This is a genomic window from Pseudomonas proteolytica, assembly GCF_007858275.1.
In the GTDB taxonomy this organism is placed as follows: Bacteria; Pseudomonadota; Gammaproteobacteria; order Pseudomonadales; family Pseudomonadaceae; genus Aquipseudomonas; species Aquipseudomonas proteolytica.
This window is the reverse complement of record NZ_VFEV01000002.1, coordinates 121,280-137,664: the sequence shown is the minus strand read 5'-3', so window position 1 is coordinate 137,664 and position 16,385 is coordinate 121,280. Positions and strand designations below refer to the sequence as shown.

The following is a 16,385-nucleotide window of genomic DNA, read 5'->3' as shown; positions in this document are numbered from 1 at the left end:
GATTCCTCGTTGCCAGCTTGCGGGTTCAGGATATGATCAGGCCGTTATTTGAACCGGACAGCACTGACCTATGCCCGTTGACCTGCAAGCGCTCTATCCCAAACTGATCCATCTGATGCTGGATACGGTTTTCGTGGTCGACAGGGACAACCAGATTGCATTTGTCAGCGACGCCTGCGAGGCGTTGCTCGGCTACCGTGCCGACGAGCTGACCGGGACTTTGATCACCGACTACATGCACCCTGAGGACCTGGCGGCCACCCGAGCCTCGATTATCCGGGTGATGAACGGCCAGCCCCATGTCGACTTCCGCAACCGCTATATCCGCAAGGATGGCGGCATCGTCCATATTCTGTGGGCAGCATTCTGGTCCGAGGACGTCGGCGCGCGGATCGGCGTGGCACGGGATATAACGGCCCTCACCCAGGCCGAGGAGGAACTGCGCTTCCTCGCCCATCACGACCCGCTGACCGCCCTGACCAACCGCTCGCTGTTCAATGATCGGCTGGACTCGGCCTTGCGCAACGTACGCCGACAGAACAGCACCCTGGCCTTGCTGTTCCTGGATATCAATGACTTCAAGGGCATCAACGATGTGCACGGGCACGTCGCGGGCGACCGCGTGCTGTGCACCATTGCGCGGCGCCTGGAAAGCTGCGTGCGTGAGACCGACACGGTGGCGCGAATGGGTGGCGATGAGTTCACCGTACTGTTGACCGACCTTCATTCAGAAGACGCCGTGGCCGAGAAGGTGCAGCAGATTCTCGCCATCATGGCCGCCCCCCTTGGCCCTGAATTCGGCCCGGTGAAGATGCCATCCTGCAGTATCGGCGTGGCGCGCTACCCGGCTGATGGGGAAGATGCCGACACCCTGCTCAGCTATGCCGATGGCGATATGTACCGGGTGAAAAAACTCCACCGCGCAGCAGGCTGAAGCCAAACCGGCCCGCCCTGCCAGGTCTCAGGACCGGCGTACACGCTTAACGATCCGACGCCTGGATCCTGGCGGTTATCCACGCACGACCATGCACAAGCACGCGCTCGGCCAACGCCACCGGAAAATGAATAAAGCCATGTGCCGACTCCGGTAAGAGATACGCCTGCACCTGCGCGGCCGCCCCCCAGCGCTTGGCGATGTCCAGGGTGTCATCCTTGAGCGGGTCCAACTCGCCGACAAACATCAACGCAGCCGGCAAGCCGGTAAAGTCGCCATACAGTGGCGACAACGGCGGCTGCCGACGCGCCTCATCGCTCAAGCCCGGGGTCAGCAGGCGCAGTGCGTCGACCATCCCCGGACCATCGAGCAACAGCGTCTGCGGCCCGGCTGCGTGTACGCTCGGCGTGCCGGCCAAATCGTAGACGCCGTAATACAACAGCGCCCCGCTGACCCGCGCGAGCAGTTGCGGCCACTGCTTCAACGCCAGCAACGTCGCCGCGGCCAGGTGGGCACCAGCCGATTCGCCCACAACAATCATCGGCAGGCCGGCAAACTCGTGCTCAGTGAGCAACCAGCGCGCGGCGCTCAGGCAGTCGTCCATCAGCCCTTCAATCGGCGTGTCCACCGCGAGCCGATAATCCACCGAAACCACCGCCACCTCGCACTCCCGCAGCATGCCCAGGTTCAACTCATCATCCATCTGCGCATTGCCAATCACCCAGCCGCCGCCGTGGATATCCAGGACCACGCCTTTGATTCTGCCGCTGGGCCGCAGAATGCGCACGGGCACTTGAGCGCCATCTACACCTACCAACCGAGCCTCAGCCGCGGGCCCCTTCTTGCTGTGTTGACTGACGCGCAATAACGCCTGGATTAATCGAGGGGTGACCCGATTGCGGATTTTAAAGCGCGGCAGCCAGGCAAGCTTTTTATTGAAGCGGCGCATTTGTGCCAGTTCAGGCGCACTGGCGGGCCAAGGCTGGTAGGCCATCAACGGTTACTGCGCAGGATCGAGAAATTCAACGCCGCGGCCACACACAGCCACGCCAGGTACGGGAACAGGATCAATCCAGTGATCAGGTCCAGGCGCACCGCCAACACCACCATGGTTGCCACGGTGAGCCAAAGCAGGGTGATAACCACCATCGCGGCGAAGATCCGATGCGCGCCGAAAAACACCGGGGTCCACAGCGTATTCAATGCAATCTGCGCAGCCCACAAGGCCAGTACCGTTTGACTGCCGGGGATCAGGCTCAAGCGATAACCGGCCCAGGCCAGCAGCAGGTAGATCAGCGTCCAGGCCACCGGGAACAGCCAGTTGGGCGGGGTAAAACGCGGCTTGACCAGGGATTCATACCAGGCACCCGGCTTGAACATGATGCCGGTGCTGGCGGCGGTGGCGCAGGCGAGCAGGAAGATAAAGAAGGTCATTGGCGGTCCCTATGTAGATGGCGCTCGCAAGTGGTGCCGAGCCCTTATCAATGACTCAAACCCGCCACCAAAAATTCAATGAACTGTAGAAACTCGTCCACCGTGCGCTTCCGGTTCCCGCTCGTAGGAGCTGACTTGCCAGCGATAACGCAGGACATCAGGTGTTCTGCGTCGCTCTCCGGTTTTTCGCTGGCAAGCCAGCTCCTACACAAGCATCTGCCCATCGGGCGAGTTGCGGGGCTACGTGTGCGGCGACATGCCCTGTAGTGGCTAGCCCTTCAGTTCGCTGGCCCGATGACTCGCGGCGTCGTCATATGCCACATACAACGACTCGGCGATCTGGCTCTTGATGGCTTTGCTGGCTTCCAGCCCCAACACAAAGCCTTCGGCCTTGCCGCCAGCGCGGTTAAGGTCGTCGAGGGTGCTGGCGCCGGTAATCGCGTCCAACAACTTGCTAGCGTGCGGGCCTACGCCCTTGGGCAGGCTGATCTGGTCGATGCTCATTGCGCCGCCTTCGATGAGGTTGAGGATGGGCTGTTACGGGTAAACGAGGTCATTGGCGATACCTTGAGGGCTTGGGGCCGATAGCGCGTTTGGCCACTGTCGGGGTGGCATGGTAGACCGGTATGGGGATGAGGGGGCAGCTTTTGGCCGTTTTCAGTCGGTTGTCACCGGCAGAAATCGGCCAAAAGCAGCCGTTTGGAATAGACTGCTTCCGATCAATTTGGACTTAGTACGCCAATTTGCGCTGCTAGGTCCGCAGCCAATAGTAGAGGTCGTACTTCGACTTCATGTGTTGAGGATGCTGGTTGTCGGAGTCGGGATCTGGAATGGCGACTCGGCGAGTCCAGAGTGGGAACCACTCACCATCCCGCATATCGCTATCGCTAACCATTCGCACATTCTTCAACATGCTTCGCTCGCAGGCACCGAACTGGACGAAATTGACCTGCGCCTCGATCAAGCTACATCTATTCGGTCCACCCACCTGGTGAGGGTAATAGAGTTGGAACACGTCATCCTCCCAGAAGCAAATTGGGCAAATGTCGTATGACCCTGGGTGTTGCTCGAAGACTGCATATCCGCAGCATGGGCAGGTAAACATCAGTTTTCACTTATGGGTGGCAGTCTATTCTTGGTCGATTTTAGCCAAATGCTGAACGGTGGCAATGGGTCGGTGGCTGCCCTTCATGACAGGCCGCAACCAGCCAAAAGCAGACATTCGCATGTGGTCCGCTCCTGGGCTGAGACAACGGCATGACGCTTCAACGAAAACAGGATGGTTCAGTGCGCGGATTTTAGTTCGTACATAGTGGCCGGAGGGAAGATCATAATTGTCCATCAACTCTCGATGCGGCCGGTAGCCATCGCAGCAGATCCACATCATTCATGGGCCGGGCGAACAGGTAGCCCTGTCCTTGAGTGCATCCCATCGCGAGCAACGTCTCGCGCTGTTCCTCAGTCTCGATGCCCTCCACTACCACGGACATCCCCAGGGTCTCCCCCAATGCCAGGGTGCTGCTGACGATTGCCCGACAGCGCGGTTCGTGTAGCAAGGTGCGTATAAACTCACCGTCGAGTTTGATCTCGTTGAACGGCAGCTGGCACAAGCGCTGCAACGACGAGAAGCCGGCGCCGAAGTCGTCGATGGACAATTTGCAGCCCATCATGCGCAGGCGTACCAGGGTTTCCAGGCTGGTGGCCGGGGCTTCCAGCAAGCCGCTTTCGGTGAGTTCGAAGGTCAGGCTGGCGGGCACTGCTTCGTGCAGGGACAGAATGCCTTTGATCACCGCGGTCAGGTTGCTGTTGGTCAGTTGGCTGGTGTGCAGGTTGAACGACAGGTCGAGCTTCAGGCCGGTATTTTTTGCCAGTCGCTGCAGGCTCAGGGCTTGGTTCATCTGCATGAACAGCAGCGTATCGAGCAAGCCGCAGCGTTCCAGCACGGGCATGAACACCGCCGGTGACAGGATGCCGCGCAACGGGTGCACCCAGCGGGTCAGCACCTCCACGCCGCAGACGTCATCGGTATTCATGTCGACCTTGGGCTGGTACCAGGCTTGCAATTGCTGTTCGTTGAGGGCCCAGCGCACTTCTTCATCGCTGGCCAGGCGTACCGGCGCAGCGTCGGGCGGCGCGACACCAGGGCCACTGGAGCGCTTTTTTAGCAAGTTCTCCAGGGTGTGCGCCTGCAACGGCTTTCCGACATCCCCGAGCATTTCCAGGCCCAGCAACGAAACAATCTGCTGCACCGTGCGGCGTACATCGGCCGACAGGGAGCTGCTGATAATCACTGAGCCGACCAGTCCGGAACTTCCCACCTGCTGAAGAAACTCCAGGCCATCCATGCCTTCCATGCACAAGTCGCACAGGGCAATGTCCACTGCGCCCACTTGATCCAACACAGCCAGGGCGTGTAAGCCGTCCACTGCCTCGAAGACCTCGCGGCAACCCAACTGGCGCAACATGCTCACGGCGACCGCACGTTGAAAAGGATGATCCTCGAGAACCAGCACGCGTATGGGAAAACTCGTCATTGAAGTCGGCTCATCTGAAAGGAATAAGGTCGCCCGGGTGTGACGCCGGGCGGGTTGCAGCGACTTAGCGCACGGGCAGCTTGATGATCTGCTCGGTGGTCATCACGTCGCCGAAGGTGTCTTCAACTTCGGCCAGTGCCGATTGATGCAAGGCGTCCTTGTCGACGCTCTGGCCATTGAGACGGGTGATCGCACGGGTGGCGGACGCATCGGACGCCACGATTACGTTGAAGCCCAGTGGCGCTGCATCACGGGCTGCACCGGCGACACAGGCGTGGGTCATCAGACCGCTGATGATCAGCGTATTGATCCCGGCCTTGCTCAGCTGTGCGGCCAGGTCAGTGCTGGCGAACACGCTGACGGTGTTCTTTTGCACGACGTGATCCTGAGGACGCGGCTGCATATCCTTGTGGAATTTCACGGTCTCGCCATCAATGGCAAATACCGCAGCGCCAGCCGGCGACACGTGTTGCACGTGGTAGACCGGAATCTTGTGGTTATCGGCATACTTGATCAGCTCACGGGCTTTCGCCAGTGCGCTGGCGCCGTCCGGGATCGGCATGCGCCCAGTGAAGTATTCGTTCTGGAAGTCGATCACGATCAGCGCGGTCTTGGCGGCCGGCAATTGTGTGATTTGCTCGGCACCGGACATGGCGCGGATGGTCGGGTGATCGTTGGCGATTGCTGCACCGCTGGCAACCACGGTGGACAGTACGCATGCAGCCATGAAGCGACGGGTAAAACGTTGCATGGGGTCGTTCCTATTTGTAGGTAATGGTGAAATTGGCAGTGGCGTTGGCGATGCCAGGCTGCGGCCCGGTGGAGTCGCCTGCGGTCTGGATGTAACGCGCACCAAACTGCAAAGTGGTATTGCCGTCCTGGACCGGCATGATCGGTACGTCGACGCCCAGTGGCAGCGGGGTTCCATCCTGCTTCAGCACTTGCACGGCGACGCCTGTAGCGGTGGCTTCGCTGTTCAGGCCGAGCACACCTTGGCTGGCGTCGACAATCGTCGAGCCCTTGGCGCCGTCCAGACGGATGTTCGCGTTGTTGCCGCGGAAATAGTTCCAGGTAGGATTCCCGGCATAGGTCCCGGCCACGCAGTTGTTGAGCGCGATGTTGAACCCTTCGGTGGGCGTGACGCTGCCCGGGCCGTTGAAGACGCGCTTCTCCCAGTTTTTCATGGGCACGTCGATGATATTGCCCACGGCTGCGGGCATGCTGCAGCCGGCAACGGTCACCGTTCCGGTCAGGCGACCATCAATCCAGTTGAACGGGGTGCCGTTGTTGTTGATATCGACGGTGTACACCTGCAAGTTGCCGAAATCGTTGATTCCCGCCGGGATAGGTCCGGTTTTGATCAGGATCAGGCTATTGTTGGTGTTCGCGCTAAACCCACCGGTATTGCAGCCGTTGAATGCGAGCGGAAAGTACCAGCTACCGGAGGTCAAACACAGGTAGCTGGGGCGTGTCTCGTTGACAACCCCTACCCCGATGCCAGGAACGTTAGTCGCGTAGAGCTGGCTGCCTTGAGCCGAGCCAATGGCTGCGGTGACCGTAGGTGCCTTGGCAGTCAGCATGGTGGACTGGATTGAAAACGGGGTAGTCGTTGTACAGTTGATGATAGGAAACCGGGTGTACTTGACCAAGCCAATGGTCGATCCCACCGGGGCGTCCTGAGGGATGAACAGGTCGCCCACCGCATGAATGCTCTGGGTCGCATCGGTGGAAGTACAGTCAGCTGCAGCCATCTGCGAAATAGCCACTGGCAGCACTGCCAGCGCACTCAGCATCAAGCGTTTCTTCCAGACATGACGAGTGGGCAAAACCAAGGCTGGGGCCGAGGACGCAACACTAAAAGTTTTCATGGACGAGGTTCTCTGCAAATAGCATCCATCAGCCGGTAACCGTCGGTGGCTGGCGTGCTGTTGATATCCAAATTGATTTCACATTGCTGGGCAGCCTTGCCGCCCCACTTCATCGTGTAGGTCGTGCCCTTGCTGGCCGACAGCAGCACTTGCCCGGCCTGGCCGACCACGCCGACGCTGGCGCCCTGGTCGTCCTGCACGGTGGTGCCGAAAGGTAAAAGCGAGCCGTCCTGCAGCCGTACGTTGAGCAGTATTTTTTCCGAACGGCTGGCGGCGAATACCGCCTTGACCACCGCACCGCGACGCGGCACCACGTTGGTCACGCCTTCGGCGATATCGACGTTGGTTTCCAGCTCGCTGGTGTCCACGGCCACGCGGTTCTTGCGATACGGCGTGACGTACGGCACCAGGGCGTAACCCTTGTCGTTGGTCAGGGTGCCCGGGGCATTCAGCAGGCCGACCTTCGGCGTGTCCTTGACCTCCACCAGCGCCACGGTCTCGCCCAGGGTCTGGCCGAACTCGACGCCGTCGGCATGGGCCAGCACCGAGCCCGCCGCGCTGACCGACGTCTGCCGGTAGCCCGAGCCGACGCTCACACCAGCGCCCAACTGGGCAAACGGTGCGCGGTAGCCGAGCAGAGCCGAACCGTTGTTGCCGGGGTTTTCCACGCGGTTGGCGTTGACGTTGTAGTTCAGGTTGCCATCGCGGCCGCTGAGGCCGGCCCGTTGATCCAGGCTGCCGTCGTTGTTGCGGGTAACGCTGAACGTGCCGGTACTGCGGGTTTGTCCCAGGGGCATGGACACGGTAAACACCACCTGGTTGTTCTCGCCGAAGTTGTCAGTGAGGGTCTTGCTGGCGTACACACCATAAGTCACGCCCTTGTACTGGGTGTTGAAACCCAGCTGCATCTGCTTGTCTTCCCGGGAGGAGCCCCAGTAGTTCTGCTTGCTCAGGTTCAAGTACAGCGAGCCGTAGTTGTCCAGGGCCTGGTTGACGCTGGCCTCGACCTTGCTGCGCTTGGAGAACTGGCTGTAGTCGTTGGGTTGCTGCAAATCCACGGCTTCGCTGAAGTCGCGATAGCCTTCGGTGGAATAGCGGTAACCGGCGAAGCGCACCGAGGTACCGCTTTCAAATGCCTTGCCGTAGCGCAGGCCGATGCTCTGGCCTTTTTTGCTTTCGCCTTTGGTTGTGACGGCCTTGGGCACGTCAGTCTGGGCCTGGGTGACGTCGATCGACACGGCGCCGATGCTGCCCAGGCTCTTGCCCACGCCCACCACACCGGCACGGTAAAAATCTGCCCCCAAAAAGCCACCGTACAGCGTCAGGTCGAACGGCAAGCCATAGGCCAGCGACGCCTGGGTAAACATCGGCCGCTCGCCACCGTTGGCCGAGTTGTACTCGCCCACCGTCGCACTGTAGCGCCAGGTATTTTCCCGCAGCATGTTGGCCAGGGTCGCGTATGGCTGGGTGAAGCGGCGTTCGCGGCCATCGGCTTCGGTGATGATCACTTCCAGGTCGCCGCTGCCCGAGGCGGCGTTGAGGTCGTTGATCTCAAAGGCGCCCGGCGCCACGTAGGTGGTGTACAGCGAGTAGCCGTTCTGGCGTACTTCGACCTTGGCCTGGGTTTCGGCGATGCCGCGGATCACTGGGGCGTAGCCCTGCATCGAGTCCGGCAACATGCCCATGTCCGACGCCAGTTGCACGCCGCGAAACGGCACGCTGTCGAACACGTCACCGGGTGTGAAGCTCTCGCCCATCGTCAGCGTGGCCTTCAGTGGCGTGATGTCCCTCTGCGCATAGGTATTGCTGCGCTGCCACTGGCGGCCACCTTCATCGTCCTGGCGAAACGATGAGCTGGAGCGAAAACGCCAGTCGCCGAGGTTAAAACCACCCGTTGCATACAGGTTGTATTGGTTGCCGGTGCCGCGGGCGTCGCTGTTGGTTTGCGCGGCGGAAAACTGGTAGTTGAGCATCGCGGCATTGATGCCACGGTCCCATTCCGAGGGCGCCACGTAGCCGGCCGCATCCCGGGTCAGGGCGATCTGCGGCACGCTGATATCCAGGGCCAGATAGTTGGCGTTGAAGGTCACCGAGGCGCCTTCAATCAGCGCCGCCAGGTCGATGCACGCGGGCAGCGTTTCGCCGGGCACTTTAAATGCATCCAGCTTCACACCCAGCTCCCTGAGAAAGGCTTCGGACAGGCATACACGCACATCGCTGCCCTGCTCATCCTTGATGAAGGTCATGTCACGGCGGTCGAAAAAGCTCTGGTTCAAGCGAATCAGTACCGGGTAAGTTCCGGGGCCGATGCTGCCGCTGTTCGCCACCGCATCCAGGTCGAGGTTGGGACCGGCACCGGTGCCGCCAAACGAATGCATGAAACTGGCATCGAACTTGGCGGGCTCACCGGCCAGGGCCAGCTCACCGGCACAGGCGGCCGCCACGGCGACCCACAAGGGCAAACGACTAAAGCTGAAGGAGTTATCGATTCGCATGGCAATACCCGGCCGCCGCGCCACAGCCGTGGCACGCGCAAACATCTACAGAAAGAAAAGGAATCAGCGGTTCAGTGGCACGGTCTGCGGCTCGCTGTAGCCGCCGTAGTCGTTGATGGCCGAGAACACCACCTCACCCGTGGTGCCTTTGAAACCCGGCAGCGGATAACGCTGGCTGCTCATCGGCGCGACCATCGTTGGCTCGTTGACCTCGACGCTCTGCCCTGCGGACTTTGCGGTCACACCAATAAACGAGATGTGGAACGGCGACGGATTGCTGACCACCAGCACTGCCTTACCCTGTTCCTGCGTAAGGCTCCAGGTCAGTTTCGACGGCGCTTGCATCGCATTGCCCTTGAGTCCGGCTGGGCGATAGAACAATTTGACGCGGGTGCGCATGGCGATCTTCAGCGTATTGGCATTGCCTTCGCTGGCGACCGGAATTTCCTGGGCGTTGAAATAGAACACCGATTCACGGTCGGTCGGCAGGTTGCCGGCGACTTTCTGGATACGCACCATTTGCTCTTTGCGCGGGTCCAGGCGGAACAGCGGTGGCGTGGACACGAAGGGCGTGGCGGTGGTCATGTCATCGGCTTCGGTGTTGACCCAGGTCTGCACCATGTACGGCTGCGCCGTGGTGTTGCTGACGGTGATCGCTGCGTCACGCTTGTTGCCGTCAAACACGATCCGCGTGCCGCCGAGCATCACGCCGGCCTGGCTGGCCGTGCTGAGCAGTGCCGCACTGAGCAACAGTGCCAGAGCCGATGCTTTCTTGAAGGGGGAAACGCTCATTTCGATCATCCTCTTGCCGTGAGCGAGGGGATGGCCGCTGCGCGCATCAACGCTGCAGCGGCGCATCAACAGGGCTTACTGGTACTCGACGGTGAACGCAGCCTTGGCGTTGGCCGGACCGGAAGTCGCAGTGCCGGTGGCGATGTAGTTGGCGGTGAAGCGCAACGGTTGGGTCAGGTCCAGGTACGGAGCCGATTCCAGGCCCAGTTGCACGTCCTTGTCGGTGGCGTCCTTGATCTGTACCGCAACGTTGGTGGCGTGACCGGCGTCCGGGCTGATGCCGATCCACTGGCCGCTGGCACCGGCAGTGCCGCTCAGGGACAGGAACTTGACCACGGCGCTCTTGCCGGTAACGCTGCAACCAGGAGCAGTGGTGTCGATGGTCAGGGTGAACGCGCCGCCACCGGCAATAGCACCGACGGTCGCCAGGGAGGTGGCAGGCACATCGCCCAGGCCCACATCGCCGGCACCGGCCGAACCGTTCAGGTCAGTCACGACCACTGGGCAGGTGTTGTCGGTCACGCTGCCGACGAAGTTGATTTCACCGTCAGCGGCCATGGCAGCTTGGGAAGCAGCAGCGAGGACGACAGCGGCAAACAGACCTTTGAGCGCAAACTTGTTCATAACGTAATCCAGATATTGAGGAAAGTCTGAAGCCCGGTTGGGCTTCAATCAGGTTGCAGGGCCCGGTCCGCTTGGTCGGTAGGGCCGTTCAACGAGGCTCAGTATCGGTGTTGGGGGGAGTGGACTACGTACGAACGGTGCCGCGTTCTTGTAGGAAATTTCCTACCGATAGCTCAGGCCAGATAGCGCTCCAATCGCTCGCCGAGGTGTTCCATCTGTTGATGCAGCGCATCCACCGCCTCGGTCAATTGCGCAGATTCCAGCCCGTTGCAGGCGTTCTCTAGGTCTTCACAGCAGCGAATCAGCCCCTGGGCCTTGATGATTCGTGCGCCGCCCTTGACCCGGTGAGCCAGGTCGGCAAGGCCTTGCAAGTCGTGTCGAGTAAACAACTGCATCAAGCGCGCCATGTCCTGTTCATTGCTGGCGGCCAGGTCGCCCAACAGGCTTTTGATCGAAGCAATGTTGCCGCCGGCCAGATGCTCAACGCTGGTCAGGTCGATATCGTCATCTGTGGAACATCCGGGGGGAGCACTCCCCTGCTCCGTCGCCAGGCCGGCCAAGCGTGCGCTCAAGTCCTTGAGGCTGATGGGCTTGAACAGGCAGTCATCCATGCCGGCGGCCAGGCACCGGCCCTTCTCTTCCGGCTGTGCATTGGCGGTAAACCCCAGAATCAGACTCGGCGGTACGCCGCGGGCAGTTTCTTCGGCCCGGATAGCCCTCGCCAATTCGTAGCCGTTCATCAGCGGCATATTGCAGTCGGTGATCACCACATCGAACTGCCCGTTACGCCAGGCCCGCAATCCGTGGGCACCATCTTCGGCGTCCTCGACCCGGTGCCCCAGGTAATTGAGTTGCTGGGTGAGCAACTGGCGGTTGGCCGGGTAGTCATCAATAACCAGAATGCTCAAAGCGGGGCTCGTTACTGCCGGCTCATCCTCGACCGGGGTAACGTCGGCCAACGGCTCAAGCGTGGTCAGGTCAAGCCTGACGTCGATGCGAGTGCCTTCACCCAATGCGCTGTCGAGGGTCAGGTGCCCTCCCATCATTTCGCAGAGGGTGCGGCTGATGACTAAGCCCAGGCCCGAGCCGCTGCGCGCCGACTGGTCATTGTTGCTGGCTTGCGTAAAGGGGCTGAACAGGCGCTTCTGGTCCTCTTCGCCTATGCCGATACCGGAGTCCTCCACCCGTAACCTCAACGCCAACTGTTCCTTGCCTGCCTGGGCTCGAACACTCAAGCGCACGTGGCCCTGGGCGGTGAACTTGATGGCGTTGCTCAGCAGGTTGGACACGATCTGCTTGAAGCGCAGCGGATCGATCAGCACATCGCAATTGACGCCGGCCTCCAGGTCCAGCTGCAGTTGCAGTTGCAGCTGTTTCTGCCGCGCCAGGCCTTCAAAAATGCGCACCACCGATTCCAGCAACTCCCGCAGGTTGGCGCGCTCCGGGTTCAGGGACAAACGCCCGGACTCGATTCGGGCGATGTCAAGAATGTCGCCGATCAGGTCTAGCAAACCACGCGCCGCGCCTGAAGCGACATCAATCGCAAAACGATCCATCACGCCCTGGTCGGCCTTTTTTGTCGCCAGTTCGAGCATGCCGATCACCGCGTTCATCGGCGTACGGATTTCATGGCTCATTGTCGCAAGGAAGGTCGTCTTGGCGCGGTTGGCGGCGTGGACGTCCTCCAGCAGACGCTGGCGCTCGCTGATGTCGATCCAGCCAGCGATCATGCCGCTGACTTCGCCCGTGCTGCTGCGGTACGGCAGCATCCAGTGGTAGATGGTCAGTACTCGGCCATCGGGCATGATCAAGCTGCGATCCTGCAACTGCGCCTCGCCGCTTTCCATCACCTGCAGGTAGTCACGGTGATACGCCGCGGCCTCATCCGGATCGCCCAGTACACCGTCCAATACGGTCTTGCCGATCACCTGCTCGCGCTCGACGTTGAACACTTCCAGGTAACCGCTGTTACAGATCAGCAGCTTGCCCTGGCGGTCGCGCACATAGATCGGGTGCGGTGTGCCGTTGATCAATACCCGCATGAACTCAACCTGGTCGCTCAACGCCTGCTCGGCCTGCTTGCGCTTGCGCATCAGCATCCGCAGGTAAGCGATCCAGCCCAGGGCAATCAACAGCAACACGGCGGCAATCACGAAACCCTGAATGATTGCGCTGCGGTTGCGCAGCCAATAGCTGTCGCCCACCACCACCTCGCTGCGCCAGCGATTAGTCAGTTCGTCCATTTCCTCGGGGGCGATGCTGAGCAGCGCTTTGTCCAGGATAGAGAACAGTTCCAGCGAGCCGCGGGCCGTAGCAAAGGCCATGCGCGAGTTGGTAACGCCCACGGTGCTGGTGATACGCAAGCGATCGCGGTATTGCCGTGAAATCATATAGCGTGCGGTGATCAGCGAGTTGACCGCTGCATCAGCCTCGCCATTGGCGACTTTCTCCATCGCGTCATGGGCGCTGTCGGCATCCACCAGGCGGATACCCGGGTATTGCTCGGTTAGCATGTCGCGGCTGGAGTCGCCGCTGATGACCGCCAGTCGCTTGCCATGCATATCGTCCAGGGTACTGGGGCTGCCGGCCGTGGTACGACTGACCAGTACAAACGGCGTGGCCAGGTACGGGCGGGTAAAGCGCAGGACCGCTTCGCGCTGTTCGCTTGGGGTAATGGTGATCAGCAGGTCAGCCTCGTTGCTGGTGAGGGAGTCGATCATCTCGCGCACCGAACTCACCCGCTGGATATCAAACTTCAAGCCGGTGCGCAGGGCCACCTTGGCCAGGACGTCGGCGCTGATACCACGAAATTCGCCGTCGGCGCCGTAGAACGACATTGGCAGGAAGCCTTCATCAATCGCCACCCGCAACCGTGGGTTCTTGTCCAACCACCGCTGCTCACTGACGCTGAAATGCAACGGATGCTGACCAGGCATGCTTGCTCCGCCTGCGCTCCAGCGGCGCAGGATGGTCTGGCGCTCGGTAACCGGGACCGCCGCCAGTGCCGCATTGATTATCCGCAGCAGGCGCGTGTTATCACGCTTTACCGAAAACGAAAAGTTGCTGACTTCCAGGCGAGAGAAGTCCGCCAGTTGCACGTTGTTCAGGTAGTTGCGGTTGATCAGATAATTGGCGCTGATCGCGTCCCCCAGGTACACATCGGCTTGGCCGAACGCCACGGCGCCTATGGCGCTGAGGGTGGACGGGTACAGCTGCAAGGTGGCCTTGGGATAAAAGTCTTCCACGGTTTTGGGTGGCAGGTAGTGGTAAAGCATTGCCACGCGCTTGCCGGCCAGTTCGGGGTCGAGGCTCTGGCTGTCGCCGACCCGGCTGACCAGGGTCGGCTGGTCCTCTGCATAGGCGTCAGACAGCTGAAGCTCCGCGTACGCCGCCTCAAAACCGTTGGAACTGCCCAGCATATCGACGTCGCCAGACTTGAGCGCCGCCAGCACCTCATTGCGCGAGGCATACCGCTGCACGCGCACGTTGACGTGCAGCAACTGCGCCATTAACTGCGCGTAGTCGGCTGTGAAACCTTCGTAATCGTGGCGGTTACTGGTGATGCTGAACGGCGAGTAGTCCGGCGCCGAAGACCCCAACACCAGCGTGCCCTTGCTCCGTAGCCAGCCCCAGTCGGCCTCGTCCAGGCCCACGCTGTAGTCGCTGACGTCGGAGCGACCGTGCAGCTTGAGCATTTGCGGCGCCGCCAGGGCATGGCCCAGGGAACCGAGCAACAGGAGGCCCAGCAAGCCGTGTCGAAGAAAAATGTTCATTCAGATGAGGTTATTACGCTTGGCAAAATCGGCCAGGTACACCACCGATTTGACGTTGAGCTTTTCGATCAGGCGAGTCTTGTATGTGCTTACTGTCTTGTTGCTGATCAGCATGGCGTCGCCGATTTCCTTGTTGGTCAGCCCTTGGGACAGTTGTTGCAAAATCGTCAGTTCACGGTCAGAGAGATTCTGGATCAACTCGTGGTCCGTGGCCTCGAGATCACTGCGCCGTACCGAGCTGTGTGCCAGGTTGGGAAAGAAAGTGTAGCCGTCCATCACCGCCTTGATCGCCTTGGTCACTTCCTCCATGTCATTGGTCTTGGAAATAAACCCTGCCGCACCGGCTTTCATGCAGCGCATTGAATAGAACAGCGCCGACTGCGAGGTGAACACCAGGATTTTACTCGGCAGGCGCAGGGACGCGATTCGGTTAAGCACCTCAAGGCCGTCGAGCTTGGGCATGCCGATGTCGAGAATGATCAGGTCGGGCACATGCTCGCGTGCCAATTGCACGGCATCTGCGCCGTTATCCGCTTCGGCCACGACTTCGAACTGAACCTGGCTGAGCAGCATCTTGACGGACGAGCGAATGAAGGGATGGTCATCCACAACCAAAGCGGTATACATGTAACCTCCTGTAAGGCGCGCCGGAAGGCTTCGGTCGACGCAAAACGATGGATAAACGACCAGCCGACGCGTCGCTCAAGTTACACGAACACGACTGAATTGTAGGAAAATTCTGAGGTTTTGCCGCCTAACTCGCCGGCGAAGTTACCGGCTGTACGTCCTCACGCGCCAGCCAATGCAGGAGGTCGTGGCCGGTCATTGGCCGGGCCAGGAAAAACCCCTGGCCCACTTCACAACCGAGGCTGATCAGAGCATCACGAATATGCCGGCTGCTGACGCCTTCAATCACCAGGCTCATGTCCAGCGAACGGGCCAGGGCCAGAGTGCTGCCGACCATGGCTTGGCTACGCGGCTCATTCAAAGTGCGGATAAGGTCGCCATCGAGCTTGATCTGGTTGAACGGCAATTGGCACAGCAACTTGAGTGACGAGAAACCCACGCCGAAATCATCGATCGACAAGCCGCAGCCCATCAAGCGCAGGCGCAGCAGGTTTTCCTGGGTGGGAGATTGCAAGTCCAGCAAGCCGTTTTCAGCCAGCTCGAACACCAACACCGAAGCGCACAGGCCGTAGCGTTGCAGTGCGCCCTGGATATGCTCGATCAGACCATGGCGGGCCAGTTGCGAAGCATGCAGGTTAAACGACATTTCCAGCTCGGAGCCCTGCCGATGCAGCACGGCGAGCAATTTCAGGCCTTGTTCGAGCAGTTGCTTGAACATTTCATCGATCAGGTCATAAGCCAGCACCGCCGCGAGGAAATCCTTGGGCAACAATAAACCACGGGCAGGGTGTTCCCAGCGCGCCAAAGCCTCCACGCCAGCGAGACTGCCATCGTTCATCATCCGCTTGGGCTGGAACCAACCGCGGAACTCGCCCAGGGCCAGGCCCAGGCGTATCTCCTCTTCGCTGGGAAGCGGTACCCCCGCCGGAGGCTTGAGTGGTGCCGGCGGTACCGACCGATAGCGCTTAAGCAAGCGATCCAGCGCTTGTGGCTGCAACGGGGTACTCAGGATGCCAAGTAGTTGTACACCCGAAAAAAAATCCATGTGGCTCAAGGCCCGACATAGCTCCGGACGCATCTCATTGGACAATCCGACGGCCTGCACCAGACCGATTTGGCTGGCATAACGCAGGAACTCCACTTGCTCAGAGCTCTTGCTCCCCAGGTTGCACAGCACAATATCCACGCCGCCGGTGCGCTGCATAAGGATCATCGCCTGTTCGCTGGTGCTGGCTTGCAACACCTCCCTTACTCCGAGCCGACGTAACATATTGACCAGAGCGCTGCGCCGGGGACTGTGGTTT

Annotated in this window: 14 protein-coding genes; 1 reads left to right on the top strand and 13 read right to left on the bottom strand. The window is 60.5% G+C overall.

Going from position 1 to position 16,385, the window contains the following annotated elements:
* Window positions 1-70 precede the first annotated feature (70 nt).
* Complete coding sequence (locus FIV38_RS30655) at window positions 71-934, top strand: sensor domain-containing diguanylate cyclase (protein ID WP_092231445.1); 864 nt, start codon at window positions 71-73, stop codon at window positions 932-934.
* A 46-nt stretch (window positions 935-980) separates the two neighbouring features.
* Here FIV38_RS30655 and FIV38_RS02110 read toward each other — a convergent pair whose 3' ends face one another.
* The 13 genes from FIV38_RS02110 to FIV38_RS02050 all read right to left on the bottom strand — a co-directional run bounded on the left by FIV38_RS02110 (window position 981) and on the right by FIV38_RS02050 (window position 16,324).
* Window positions 981-1,928 carry an alpha/beta hydrolase fold domain-containing protein gene (locus FIV38_RS02110; protein ID WP_092231447.1) on the bottom strand — a complete coding sequence of 316 codons (948 nt, stop codon included), beginning with the start codon at window positions 1,926-1,928 and terminating at the stop codon, window positions 981-983.
* Window positions 1,928-2,368, bottom strand: coding sequence for a tryptophan-rich sensory protein TspO (gene tspO, locus FIV38_RS02105; RefSeq protein WP_029294087.1), 441 nt, complete (start codon window positions 2,366-2,368; stop codon window positions 1,928-1,930). The genes FIV38_RS02110 and tspO overlap by 1 nt, the downstream gene beginning before the upstream one ends.
* A gap of 270 nt (window positions 2,369-2,638) precedes the next feature.
* Window positions 2,639-2,872 (bottom strand): hypothetical protein, encoded by a 234-nt coding sequence (locus tag FIV38_RS02100; RefSeq protein ID WP_029294085.1) that lies wholly within the window; start codon window positions 2,870-2,872, stop codon window positions 2,639-2,641.
* A gap of 247 nt (window positions 2,873-3,119) precedes the next feature.
* Window positions 3,120-3,473, bottom strand: a complete 354-nt coding sequence (locus FIV38_RS02095; protein WP_092231450.1) for a CPCC family cysteine-rich protein — start codon at window positions 3,471-3,473, stop codon at window positions 3,120-3,122.
* A gap of 223 nt (window positions 3,474-3,696) precedes the next feature.
* Window positions 3,697-4,902, bottom strand: coding sequence for an EAL domain-containing response regulator (locus FIV38_RS02090; RefSeq protein ID WP_032866732.1), 1,206 nt, complete (start codon window positions 4,900-4,902; stop codon window positions 3,697-3,699).
* A 64-nt stretch (window positions 4,903-4,966) separates the two neighbouring features.
* Entirely contained in the window at window positions 4,967-5,653 is a 687-nt protein-coding gene (locus FIV38_RS02085) for a cysteine hydrolase family protein (RefSeq protein ID WP_029294079.1), read from the bottom strand.
* Window positions 5,654-5,663: 10 nt separating this feature from the next.
* Window positions 5,664-6,770, bottom strand: coding sequence for a fimbrial protein (locus FIV38_RS02080; RefSeq protein ID WP_139273531.1), 1,107 nt, complete (start codon window positions 6,768-6,770; stop codon window positions 5,664-5,666).
* The gene (locus FIV38_RS02075) at window positions 6,767-9,265 is read right to left on the bottom strand and encodes a fimbria/pilus outer membrane usher protein (RefSeq protein ID WP_092237220.1); all 2,499 of its coding nucleotides are present in this window, start codon (window positions 9,263-9,265) and stop codon (window positions 6,767-6,769) included. The genes FIV38_RS02080 and FIV38_RS02075 overlap by 4 nt, the downstream gene beginning before the upstream one ends.
* A 63-nt stretch (window positions 9,266-9,328) precedes the next feature.
* Window positions 9,329-10,057 carry a fimbrial biogenesis chaperone gene (locus FIV38_RS02070; protein WP_167362622.1) on the bottom strand — a complete coding sequence of 243 codons (729 nt, stop codon included), beginning with the start codon at window positions 10,055-10,057 and terminating at the stop codon, window positions 9,329-9,331.
* 75 nt (window positions 10,058-10,132) lie between these two features.
* Window positions 10,133-10,681 carry a fimbrial protein gene (locus FIV38_RS02065; RefSeq protein WP_029294072.1) on the bottom strand — a complete coding sequence of 183 codons (549 nt, stop codon included), beginning with the start codon at window positions 10,679-10,681 and terminating at the stop codon, window positions 10,133-10,135.
* Between the two features lie 173 nt (window positions 10,682-10,854).
* Window positions 10,855-14,454 carry a transporter substrate-binding domain-containing protein gene (locus FIV38_RS02060; RefSeq protein ID WP_092231456.1) on the bottom strand — a complete coding sequence of 1,200 codons (3,600 nt, stop codon included), beginning with the start codon at window positions 14,452-14,454 and terminating at the stop codon, window positions 10,855-10,857.
* Window positions 14,455-15,081, bottom strand: a complete 627-nt coding sequence (locus tag FIV38_RS02055) for a response regulator transcription factor (protein WP_029294068.1) — start codon at window positions 15,079-15,081, stop codon at window positions 14,455-14,457. It abuts the gene before it with no gap.
* 127 nt (window positions 15,082-15,208) lie between these two features.
* On the bottom strand, window positions 15,209-16,324 hold the full coding sequence (locus tag FIV38_RS02050) for an EAL domain-containing response regulator (RefSeq protein WP_235860940.1): 1,116 nt from the start codon (window positions 16,322-16,324) through the stop codon (window positions 15,209-15,211).
* Between the last annotated feature and the right edge of the window lie 61 nt (window positions 16,325-16,385).

What these genes read in the sequence shown, in the direction of transcription:
- FIV38_RS30655 (WP_092231445.1), top strand. Translation starts at nt 71, where the DNA reads ATGCCCGTTGACCTGCAAGCGCTCTATCCCAAACTGATCCATCTGATG.
- FIV38_RS02110 (WP_092231447.1), bottom strand. Translation starts at nt 1,928, where the DNA reads ATGGCCTACCAGCCTTGGCCCGCCAGTGCGCCTGAACTGGCACAAATG.
- tspO (WP_029294087.1), bottom strand. Translation starts at nt 2,368, where the DNA reads ATGACCTTCTTTATCTTCCTGCTCGCCTGCGCCACCGCCGCCAGCACC.
- FIV38_RS02100 (WP_029294085.1), bottom strand. Translation starts at nt 2,872, where the DNA reads ATGAGCATCGACCAGATCAGCCTGCCCAAGGGCGTAGGCCCGCACGCT.
- FIV38_RS02095 (WP_092231450.1), bottom strand. Translation starts at nt 3,473, where the DNA reads ATGTTTACCTGCCCATGCTGCGGATATGCAGTCTTCGAGCAACACCCA.
- FIV38_RS02090 (WP_032866732.1), bottom strand. Translation starts at nt 4,902, where the DNA reads ATGACGAGTTTTCCCATACGCGTGCTGGTTCTCGAGGATCATCCTTTT.
- FIV38_RS02085 (WP_029294079.1), bottom strand. Translation starts at nt 5,653, where the DNA reads ATGCAACGTTTTACCCGTCGCTTCATGGCTGCATGCGTACTGTCCACC.
- FIV38_RS02080 (WP_139273531.1), bottom strand. Translation starts at nt 6,770, where the DNA reads ATGAAAACTTTTAGTGTTGCGTCCTCGGCCCCAGCCTTGGTTTTGCCC.
- FIV38_RS02075 (WP_092237220.1), bottom strand. Translation starts at nt 9,265, where the DNA reads ATGCGAATCGATAACTCCTTCAGCTTTAGTCGTTTGCCCTTGTGGGTC.
- FIV38_RS02070 (WP_167362622.1), bottom strand. Translation starts at nt 10,057, where the DNA reads ATGAGCGTTTCCCCCTTCAAGAAAGCATCGGCTCTGGCACTGTTGCTC.
- FIV38_RS02065 (WP_029294072.1), bottom strand. Translation starts at nt 10,681, where the DNA reads ATGAACAAGTTTGCGCTCAAAGGTCTGTTTGCCGCTGTCGTCCTCGCT.
- FIV38_RS02060 (WP_092231456.1), bottom strand. Translation starts at nt 14,454, where the DNA reads ATGAACATTTTTCTTCGACACGGCTTGCTGGGCCTCCTGTTGCTCGGT.
- FIV38_RS02055 (WP_029294068.1), bottom strand. Translation starts at nt 15,081, where the DNA reads ATGTATACCGCTTTGGTTGTGGATGACCATCCCTTCATTCGCTCGTCC.